At 55.3% G+C, this 10,431-nt stretch carries 6 protein-coding genes and 1 pseudogene; 3 read left to right on the top strand and 4 right to left on the bottom strand.

The genetic code is table 11. The annotated features are described in order from the left end of the window. Positions 1–729: 729 nt before the first annotated feature. The 4 genes and pseudogenes from ACXMDP_RS08020 to ACXMDP_RS08005 all read right to left on the bottom strand — a co-directional run. Entirely contained in the window at positions 730–1,497 is a 768-nt protein-coding gene (locus ACXMDP_RS08020) for a 4'-phosphopantetheinyl transferase family protein (protein WP_259729539.1), read from the bottom strand. A 39-nt stretch (positions 1,498–1,536) separates the two neighbouring features. After that, the gene (locus ACXMDP_RS08015) at positions 1,537–4,812 is read right to left on the bottom strand and encodes a beta-ketoacyl synthase N-terminal-like domain-containing protein (protein ID WP_259729694.1); all 3,276 of its coding nucleotides are present in this window, start codon (positions 4,810–4,812) and stop codon (positions 1,537–1,539) included. Positions 4,813–5,632: 820 nt separating this feature from the next. Beyond that, on the bottom strand, positions 5,633–6,772 hold the full coding sequence (locus ACXMDP_RS08010; RefSeq protein ID WP_259729540.1) for an alpha/beta hydrolase: 1,140 nt from the start codon (positions 6,770–6,772) through the stop codon (positions 5,633–5,635). Positions 6,773–7,419: 647 nt separating this feature from the next. Beyond that, positions 7,420–7,535: pseudogene (locus ACXMDP_RS08005) on the bottom strand (IS5/IS1182 family transposase); the annotation flags it as partial. A gap of 445 nt (positions 7,536–7,980) precedes the next feature. Between ACXMDP_RS08005 and ACXMDP_RS08000 the strand changes: the two are divergent. The 3 genes from ACXMDP_RS08000 (at position 7,981) to ACXMDP_RS07990 (ending at position 10,390) form a co-directional block, all read left to right on the top strand. Then, the gene (locus ACXMDP_RS08000; RefSeq protein WP_259729541.1) at positions 7,981–8,634 is read left to right on the top strand and encodes a TMEM165/GDT1 family protein; all 654 of its coding nucleotides are present in this window, start codon (positions 7,981–7,983) and stop codon (positions 8,632–8,634) included. Between the two features lie 221 nt (positions 8,635–8,855). Continuing rightward, the gene (locus ACXMDP_RS07995; RefSeq protein WP_094510884.1) at positions 8,856–9,575 is read left to right on the top strand and encodes a glutaredoxin family protein; all 720 of its coding nucleotides are present in this window, start codon (positions 8,856–8,858) and stop codon (positions 9,573–9,575) included. Positions 9,576–9,697: 122 nt separating this feature from the next. Beyond that, a complete protein-coding gene (locus tag ACXMDP_RS07990) occupies positions 9,698–10,390 on the top strand; it encodes a DUF305 domain-containing protein (protein ID WP_259729544.1) in 693 nt (230 codons plus the stop codon). The last annotated feature ends 41 nt before the right edge of the window (positions 10,391–10,431 follow it).

Raw genomic sequence — 10,431 nt, 5'->3', positions numbered from 1 at the left:
TTGTGCTCGAAACCGCTGGTCTCAACGACATCGACCTCGGCGCCTACTGCCGGGAGATCGTATTACCCTGCGCACTGTCAAGCTCTGGCGGCGTGCCGTCCTGGGTGGTGGGGACGGTCAGGACCACCGCAAAGGCAGCCCCGGCGATAACGCTCACCGCCTGAGCAAGGAGGAACACCGGCAGATCCTGCTCACTTCCAATCAGCCCGAATACGCCTCCCTGCCACTAGGACAAATCATGCCCACACTGGCGCTGATCAGGACCTGCTCAACTCCTCCGCAGAAGACTTCGTCTTCGGCTCTGAGTCCAGCAGTTACTGGGTTCTGCACGCGCATGCGCATGGTCAGGCCCATGGTTGGGGCCGTACACAACAGCCATAGGAGCCACGGCCCGTGCCGCGCCTGCGAGCGTATCGACCCATTGCTGTGTGGTCGTGAGACATCACCTGTCTGCCCACCACGGTGCGGGGTGTGGCTGTTTCTCTACCTGGTGATCGACGTCTGGAGCCGCAGGTTCTGCACGCTGACCACAGCAATGCCTGGCCGCAGGCTTCTCGCGAAGATGGGCGGCGCCACAGCACGGTCAAGTTCGTACCACCCCATCAGTGGCATAGCGACCAGGCACTGATTGCTGCTACGACGTCCGCGGCAGAAACGTGTTCCATCCTGAGAACCACCTAATCTGCCAATCTAGCCATTGATGCGAAGAGCTGGGCGTCAATGATGCACTCACTGGATGGGATGCGACTCAATGCATGAGAGATTCGGATGGCATGGATCTTTTGGGTTTAGGGGAAATGGATAGTTCATGGGGTGAACTGTCGCGCAGCTAACATCAGCATGCGTGTTTCCATCAAACAATGAATCATCAGTGGAACGCAAAGGCTCCATAGCCACAGCGATCACCCAATCGCTAGAGACAAGTCCCTCTCCGGCGAAGGTCAGCGTTGAAAAGGAGGCAGTAAAAGAATATGGAAAACCGCTAATCACGGTGCAGTCCGCAGGAGTGTCGATGGAAAGCAAGCGGAAATCGGCCTGTACAACTGCTCCACCAAAAAGCTTGAATCCAGCTTCGTATATTGCCCAGACACAACAACAATATTGATCCATCTGCCAATGATCTGGCGGGATGGGCAGCGGCCATCGCATAAAGGCGAAGATGGCTGTCCAATCATGTCCAGAGATGTGTTCAATATCGATACCAAATGGTTGACTATCAGCAATGCCAACGAGAACCAGGCCTTTGGAATGGGAAACAGAAACATGAAACTCGTTGAGAATCCCCTGATGCAGATAGAGCTTTGGTGGACGAGCTGGGAGACCATAGAGCGCAAGCTCTTTAGCGGCAACAGGGGACAGCTGAAGCCATCTCCATAATAACAACTTAGCAGCAAGGCGGCTAGTAACATAATCAGATATTCTTGAAGGATGATTACATCCTGAAAGATATCCTTGCTCGCAAGAAGATAGATACTTGCTTGAGAGTTGTTTGCTCAAGAATGGGTCAACTGCCCGTACAAGCATTAGTTGCACTGATCAATCAACCTGACTGAAGATTTGCTTTGAGGTGGCATCAGCGCTAGCCAGAATCGCCATGATGGTTCTGCTGTGCTCCAGCAGCAGCTGCTGCCTCAAAGCTGGATCCTCCTGTGAGCCAACCAATTCGGAAGAGTGGGAGTGAAGGGAAGAAGCCCGGATGCCAGGTGAATTAGATTCAACAGGAGAAGGAATGGATTTCTCCTCCTGGATAGGGATCAATTGGGCTGTTGACTCCTGCCGATCTGTGTTGGCAGCAGTCGGGGAATCCGTAGACAGGGAAACAAGAAACTCCTTGAGACCGGTGGAGTTGTATTGAGGGATCTCGGAGAGAACTGAAACAGCAGCTGCAGGCCTCGTCACCATCGTCAAGCCAGTCCTATAGCGCTCAATAAAGAGGCCATCGAGAGCATCAAGGTCTAGGTCTAGACCAGACGTCCATAAGGTTGCTATCGATTGCAGGAAGGCAGTGGTACTGTCTTTACGAGAGGTGCCGAGCGAGACGGCGACGATATCAGAGTATTCAGAAAGAGCTTCTTTAGTGTAACTAGTCAACGTTGTATTGGGACCCAACTCAACAAAGTACCTGGCTCCATCGGCATACATATTCCGAACTGTTTCCTCGTATCTAACAGGATTAACCCACTGGTCAATGAAGATGCGTGTGCCCTCTTCATAGTCATTGGGATAAGGCTGAGTGGTCAGGCAACTGTACACAGTTGCATGCTGAGGCTCAATCCTTATAGAATGAGGAAATTGGCGGTAGAGCCTTCTGTGTGTTTCAGCCCCTTGCTGAAAATAGCGAGTATGATAAGGCCGTGTTAGGGGAGTTGGCAACAGAGATCCACCTGCGGCGAGCACATTCTCCTCAAGCTCCTTGCTGAAGGCAGCTTCAGAAAAGACAATACGTTGCGAGCGACAATTATCTGAAATGAGTGACCATTCACTACGACGTTCAAGGATCTCCTTTAGCTGGTTAGATTCAAGACCGGAAATGGCGAACGTCGATCCTTCTGGGAACTCATCGATTGAATCTGCCTGAGAAAAGAAATCATGAATCTGCCTTACTCTCGTGCGAAGGTCGTCTTCGTTCTTCATTGTTGTAAGACTGCCTGAAAGCATCACTGCATTCGATTCTCCTTGGCTATGACCAATAAGCTGGTCAGGCTTGAGTCCAATCCGAGAGGCAATCTCGTAGAAAGACATCAGGCAAGCAGCTATGATTTGCGTAGCCGAGTCTTGGGCAAAAAGAAGTTCCATTCGCTTTGCATTGGCCGATTTAGCACAATCAAGATCTGCGTTCGGCATACTGGTAACCAAGCCTAGTGAAATATCCCGATCCAAGGCTCCGTCCATGAAGCTGTACCAATAGGAAAAGAGATCAATACTCTTTGTGAGATCACTAAGCATTTCCGGAGACTGAACACCTTCTCCAGGAACCAGAAATGCAAGCTTACCCTTTGAGCTTGTCGACTCCGAATAGATAAAGTTACGTCCACGATGTCCCTGAGAAGATGGGTTGCCACCTAGCCAAGCAGATGCATCCTGCAACCCTTCACTGAGTTTCATGAGTGACGGCGCAAAGACAACGAGCCTGAGCGAAGCCTCTGCGGTCTGCTGCTTGGCAGGCGATCTGCGTATTAGAACCGCCTGCTGGATCTCATCAACATCAATGTCAGCGATCAATGACTGCAACTCGGAACGGGAGCTTGCCTCCAGAAAGGCTGCTCGACCAATCGTGGTATAACCATACTGCTTGTACTGAAGCAACCCACGGTACGTTCTTCCGGACAGATCAGTTGCAAGGGAGGCCCCTGAATTCTCAGCGTCATCGGGAGTGTGTGATACTTGGTATGGGAACAGAACCACTGGGGACGAATTTCGTTGATCAGGGTCGGTAAACTCCTGAAGAAGTAAGTGGCCGTTAATCCCACCAAAGCCAAACGAATTGATGGCAGCTACACGTGGCTTTGATGGTGAATGCACCCAACGTCGCAATGTGCGATTGATATAGAATGGAGTTGAATGGTCAGCAACAGCCTCTAACGGATCCGGGCAGATCGAAGGAGGAATTAGCCTGTTCTGCAAAGCAAGAGAGATTTTGATAATGCTAGCCACCCCCGATGCGGGTATCGTATGGCCGATCAACGACTTGATTGATCCAATGGCAATGGTTGAAAGACCACGATGACAATCACCAAAGACCTCAAGCATTGAGGAGAGTTCTGTGTTGTCGCCATGGGGGATTCCTGTTGCATGAACCTCCACCAAGGAAACATCCGACGGCTCAAGGTTACATTTTTCGTAGGCCCGTTTCATCGCGACGACTTGTCCTTGGCGGTTTGGAGCCAACAGCCCTTCGCCCTTTCCATCACTGGCCAGTGCAACTGATCGAATGATGGAATAAATCGTATCTCCAGACTGCACCGCATCCTCAAGGCGTTTTACTGCAACAAAGCCCACACCTTCGGAAAGAAGCGTTCCCGATGCGGACTTTGACATCGGGAAAATTCCCTCTTCAGACAACGCATTAATCGTGCAGAATAATTGATAGATAGGGAAGTTCATTGTAGCCTGGACACCACCTACCAACATCAAGTCGGCATCGCCGGCATCCAGTTGCTTGATTGCATGATCAATTGCAATCATGCCAGACGTACAGGCACCATCCACAAGGTAATTAGGGCCAAGGAGGCCAAGCCTGTTGGCGATTGTTCCAGAGACTACGTTAGATATCAGGTTTGGTGTTATAGCGGGATCACAAACCAACTCATAGGTCGATGAAAGGAATGAGCGTAGCTGCTTTCTGCGCTCTCCTTTCAGAACAGCCCCGACAGAATCAGCAAGGACATCAATAAAATGCTCCATGATCATGCCGTTCATCAACGCCCCTACGATGCCTCGATGAGGATGGTCTCCCATCCCAACCACCACACCTGTACGCTCATGAGGAATCCAATCCGGAGCACGTCCGCGCAAGCCATCAGCCATGGCCTCGGCGGCCACTTGCAGACAGAGATACTGGGATGGGTCTCCTTCAACTAGGTTAGGAGGAAAGGCAAACCGAATGGAATCAATCCAGCTGTTATCAGCGATAGATCCATACTTCTTTGTATAGATCGTAGAGTATGATTCGCGCGGATTAGATCTATCTTGGAATTGATTATAGTAAGCCCTAGACCAAGAATCGCTCATTTCTGTCAGAAGTGATTCACCCCTGACGAGTGCATCCCAGTATGATGAAGTGTCTTTGATTCCCGGATATCTGCAAGCCATGCCTACAATTGCGTAGCCCTGCATAGAACCCTTGTGACTCATATCAGGCTAGCATGAGTATGTCCAGACGGGACTGTGGGAACACCGCCAAAACACGGAGACAACATGGCGGGGGGCAGATAGCGTAGGTCTTAACGCAAGACGTACTGAATGGTCCGAATGAGAGCAGGAACCCTGACGCAACCATGACTTCTCCGCCTCCATTCGTGGCAGGAGGGGATAGCCAGGCCCAGCGATGCGTTTACACGAGGAGTGACCTAGTCAACGCTCTCGGCAGTCAATTCATCGCGATACAGCAAGCCAGCCTCTATTCATAGCAGAATCACCACAATGTGAAAGTCATCTTGGTTACCAATCATTGAAATCATGCTGTTGACTGCCATCGATTCAACCGTGCCAGGCCAAGCAAAACGACAGGGCCCATGCCGGTAAACCTCAACAATCACTGGAGCATGCTGATGCCTACGCTGGCCAACTTGATCTGACAAGTGGTCAGAGCCATCGCCTCAAGCCAGGCCATCTCTATGATCTCTGGGTCAGTTCAGCCTGGGTTGGTTGAGCCCATGGACGAGATTATCTGTGACCTTGCCACAGATACTGCGGTGCAGGATGTACCTAGGAGAAGATAAAGGGTGGTGTAGATAACCAGTGACTCCACCAGACCGTTCGATTGACCTTTAGTCATTGTAGTCTCAAGCCCGTGAAGGACTCATCAAGTCGAGTAGGGAGACAGCACCTAGAATGATTTTACTTCGATGTAGACTGATAGGAAAGACCCTTTCCAACGGCTGGTCTTTACCTATCAGTTATCGGCACTATCTCATCGCTTGAGAAATGCAAGGATGGCCGCTCCCGTCGTACTGCCAGGCTTTCCGATGCTGGTATGCATTGCCTTATGATCATACCCATGAGCCGAAAGGGATGCATTGAAAGCGGAACATCCATTCAGCGTATTTGCGAATGACCTGATTTCAGCTTGCTGACTCTTGGGACGTTGCGTTGAATACATGATCATCACATCGGTGGGTGATGACTCTTTCGGGCATGATGATTTAACCAGCTGAGCGGGAACCCATTTGGCGATAGTAGAGTTCTTACCTGACCCGCTTACGGCATTCTTACCAAAGATAATCGCCAGACTGTCCTTGTATCTTCCAACTTTACCCGTGTACCAGTTCGAGTCATTCAGAATAAACTTCTGATAAGCATCTGCTGGCGCTCTATACTGTGGACTGGTGGCAAGAAGCGATGCCAGGTATGCACCTGCTGAATGTCCCATGATGGCAGCATCATTCATCGAGCATGATGGGTTGACCCTTCCAAGATTGCCCTTGAGCCATGCAGTGGCAGAAGACAGTGCAGACATTTGCTGCTCGATCAGACCTGGGATGGGACGCCCGTAGACTGGATAATTGAGTGAGACAAGGCAAAAGCCATTGCGATTAAAGAGTTCCGGCATAGAGCCGACGCTCCTCTTATCACCTCTCATCAGAGAACCTCCGTGAACATAGACTAGGGTCGGGCATGGACGTCCGGAAGCCTGCTTGCATGGATAGATATCAAGCTTGTTACTGCCAATTGGAGCGCCCGAGATCAATGGAGAGTAAGCAATTCCACTCGTCGACACATTGACTGGTTTGGATGCTGCTGATTGCCTTGGTCCCTCAACGCGACGCTTGAATGGCCGTGCCATGGCACAACTTGAGAGCATCGTATCCATCAGAAGAAACGCTGTCAGCATCAAAAAATAGAACCTCAGCTTTCTTGGTGACTTACCAGAAGAAACTGCGGGCAATACAGAAGGTTGATTGGCAGCAGCGCCATTGAAAGAGCTCGACTGTGGGGCCATGTATGGGTGTGCCTCAATACGTGAATGGTCAGAACTTGTCATGAATAAATCTTCCATGTGATCACCCTTGATGTGCGCCATAACGGTGTTCAATGCGAACTCGGACATCATGAGCATCCTACAGGTCTTGGCGATATGCACCATAGAAGTGGCTTCGATGAGTCATCCGATCGATGTGTGTGGACATCTGCCTCAACCCTTGATCTTCAACCCTGACACCTTCTCTCGCAGTCACTTTCAGGCAACGACAGCTGCAGAAGGATCCACAATGGCTGACACGGTTCTGGTTTTCGGTTGGTCTTAGTCACAGCTCCGCCACGACAGACACATTGCGGTCACTTTCACCACGAACAACTCCTCCTCAATCCACGTTCACTACCAGTATTGACTTTCTTTGTGGAGCGTGGTTAGAAACTGAGCACTGTGCTGCCAGCCTTGACGATAACGTCATGACAACTGTCACTCCTGGGCTGCTCTCCAAGCTTCCCAGGGCAAGGGGGCTGCCAGATTCCGTATCGGCTCTTCTGGCGGCTTCTTGATCCACACCACTTCTGGCTCGCGCCAGCAGAGGCTGGATCGGCGCCATTGCAGCGGGTGTTAGTGCCGTGCCTTCTCGTAGACATGGGTGTGATGTCAGCCGATGTCGACAGCAGGGGGTCTCTGGCGCTGGTGGGGGGCACAAACCTGACGTCGCTGTGGCAGTGCTGCCCGCAGCGCGGCTCGCTGGGTCTGATTCCAGGTGAGCAGAATCTGCTGGTGATGCCGGGAAGGCGCCGCATGGTGAGCAGTTCAATCAAGGCAGCGGCTCCTCCATCGCAGGATCGCTTAGTGATTTCTGCTGCTGCAACAGGTGGATCAGCAGCACGGTACCCAGCGCATTGGAACGTCGTCCTGCATTGGAGCTGCTTTAGGAGTTGAAAGACTCGCTAAGTCGACCAGTGCATCTCAGAGCCCCGGCTTGTTCATCTCAGCGAGACACTTCTCACGGGTTGCGTGACTTGGCCATGGATTCCTCGTCATTGCCGCCTCTCGGCAGCTTGTCGGCCAAAAACCACAGCCAAGTGATGAGATCACAAAAGCACAAAAGAATGATCAGGTGATCGTGCTGTGTTTTACTGGTTTCCTATTGTATTCTGGGACTTAAATGGGTCAAGCCTGCCCGTCGGTAAACCTAGGGTTCGCCAAACCATCGGATCTGTGGCAGTAGCGGGGATGGTTCATGCGGGAATGTTCATGCATAGTAGCCATGCATGGACCTGACTCGACAGTGACCGCCCCCGACGCCTTGGTTCTGATCCGTTCAGGGTGTCGTTGAGCGCATGGCGTTTCCCTTCCTCACCGGCCATGGGGCCGCTGCCTTCGGCTCCAGCTTCACGGCCATCACCCTGGCCGAGCTGGGCGATAAGACCTTCTTCATGGCCCTGATCTTGGCGGCCCGCCATCGGGCCCGCTGGGTGTTCATCGGTTCCTTTGCGGCCCTTACGGCCGTCACGCTCATCTCGCTGGGCATGGGCTATGGCCTGCGGGAACTGCTGCCACCCAGCGTGGTGCCGTGGCTGGCAGCTGCGTTGTTTCTCGGCTTCGGCATCAAGCTGCTGATCGACGCCCAGGCCATGGCACCGGGGGCTGCCGCGGCTGAGGCCGGAGATGCAGAAGAGGCCGTTGAGGCGGCAGAGCGCCGCTACCGGATCACCACGCCGCTGGCAGTGATCTGGGAATCCTTCGCGCTGGTGTTCATCGCCGAGCTGGGAGATCGCACCCAGTTCGCCACCATCTTTCTCGCCACGGCGCCCGCTTTCCCTTTTGGCGCGCTGCTGGCGGGCACCCTGGGCGGCCATGCCCTGGTCACCGGGCTGGCGGTGGGAGCCGGCAAGTGGATCGGCCAGAAGATCAGCGAGCAGATGCTCTACCGGCTCAGTGGCGGTCTGTTCCTGGCCTTCGGCCTGTTCGCCCTGCAGCAGGCCATGCGCTGAATCCCGCCGGCTTGCGCTACGGATCACCGCGCCAGGCGGGTCAAGGGGCTGTGGTTCGAGGGGCCCGACGCATTGCCCCGGTGGTGTCTGTTGCGCAAGGTTTCGGCGCCCCCTGGCAGAGGCGGCCCGCGCCGGCTCGCCAGGCGGCAAACTCTCCAGACGACCTCTTGACTCTCCAGCTGAGAGGAGACCATAGGGTGAGGGTCACTGCCTGATAAGCCATGACACCCGCCCGCCTGCCACCACCTGTGCGGCTGCATCGCATCGCCATCTCCGGCCACGTCTGCCCCTATGGCGAGCTGGCGGTAGGCCTGCTGCAGGAGCTGGGCATTCCCTACGACGACCATCTGCTGCTCAGCCAGGAGGAGGTGGAGCGCTTCAAGGCGGCCCATGGGGTGAGCACCACCCCGCAGGTGTTCGCCGCGGGCGAACGCATCGGCGGCTACTCAGAGCTGGCCCGGCGGCTCGGGGTCAAACCACGCCAGCCGGGGGGTCGCAGCTACAGGCCAGTGATCACCGTGTTTGCCATCGCGGCGCTGATCGCGCTGGCGCTCGGCAACGGCGCGGGGGGCTTCATGGGGATGGCGCTGGCGCTGCTGGCCTGCCTGAAACTGATGGATCCACCGGCGTTCAGCCGTTCCTTCCGCAAGTACAACGTGCTGACCCGGTGGCTGGGGGGTTACGCCAGCGTGTTCCCCTACCTCGAACTGCTGCTGGGTCTGGCGCTGCTGGCTCGCCTCGAGGCCGCGCCGATCGCCCTGCTGGCGCTTGCCATGGGCCTGGAAGGTGGGGTGTCGGTGATCAAGGCGGTCTATGTCGACAAGCTCGACCTTGATTGCGCCTGCGTGGGCGGCAACAGCCGCACCCCACTGGGCCTGGTGAGCGTGCTGGAAAACGGGGCGATGGTGGCCATGGGGCTGTGGATGCTGCTGAGGGGTTGAAGGGCAACGCCACAGCGTGCCCGGCAGGTTCCGCAAACCTGGGAGCCACACGGCAGGCCGCAGCCCGCTTGACTCTCCAGTAGGGGGGAGACCATACGGTGAGGTCAATCCAGCCCGACCCCATGCGCACCTTCCCTGCTCCCGCCGCATTGATGGGCCTGGCCACCGCCCTCGTGCTGGCAGTCCCCGGCCTGGCTCAAACTCCCCCGGACCTGCAGCGCCACGGAGATCACCACGGCCAGCACGACCACAGCAGCCACGCCCATGACGTGGGCCCTGCAGGCGCCACCTACGACCTGCGCTTCATCGACGGCATGGTTCAGCACCACACCGGGGCGCTGCGGATGAGTGAAATCGTCTTCGGCACCGGCCAGCCGGGTGTGGGGGCGCTGGGCAAGGCGATCTGGCGCGATCAGGCCAATGAGATCCGGGCGATGGGCCTCTGGCGCCGGGCCTGGTACCCCCAGGCGCCCGTCTATCCCGTGGCGCTGGCCAGCGGTGGGGATCCCAACAGCCTCAGCGGCCTCACCCGTATGAGCCAGGCCCAGATCGACGGCATGCGCATGATGGGCGCGCTCCCTACACCGCAGAACCGGGTGGTGTGGTTCCTCGAAGGCATGCTCGACCACCACGGCGGCGCACTGGTGATGGCGCACGATGCTCTGGCCAAGAGCACCAACCCCACGATCCGTCGGTTTGCCCGCGGGGTGATCGTGGCGCAGCGCGCCGAAATCATGGAGCTGCGCCGGATGCTGGCTGTGGAGGGCCTGCGCAAGCCTGAGTACTACCGCTACGACCCCCTGTTCCGGCTCTGATCAAGGCCCGTTGCACCCCAGGCTGAAGCCCCCAGCAGGAA

This window comes from Cyanobium sp. ULC065 (assembly GCF_977927515.1).
The sequence above is the reverse complement of the archived record's forward strand: the minus strand, read 5'-3'. Positions and strand labels throughout refer to the sequence as shown.

What these genes read in the sequence shown, in the direction of transcription:
- ACXMDP_RS08015 (WP_259729694.1), bottom strand. Translation starts at nt 4,812, where the DNA reads ATGGCTTGCAGATATCCGGGAATCAAAGACACTTCATCATACTGGGAT.
- ACXMDP_RS07995 (WP_094510884.1), top strand. Translation starts at nt 8,856, where the DNA reads ATGACACCCGCCCGCCTGCCACCACCTGTGCGGCTGCATCGCATCGCC.
- ACXMDP_RS07990 (WP_259729544.1), top strand. Translation starts at nt 9,698, where the DNA reads ATGCGCACCTTCCCTGCTCCCGCCGCATTGATGGGCCTGGCCACCGCC.
- ACXMDP_RS08000 (WP_259729541.1), top strand. Translation starts at nt 7,981, where the DNA reads ATGGCGTTTCCCTTCCTCACCGGCCATGGGGCCGCTGCCTTCGGCTCC.
- ACXMDP_RS08010 (WP_259729540.1), bottom strand. Translation starts at nt 6,772, where the DNA reads ATGATGTCCGAGTTCGCATTGAACACCGTTATGGCGCACATCAAGGGT.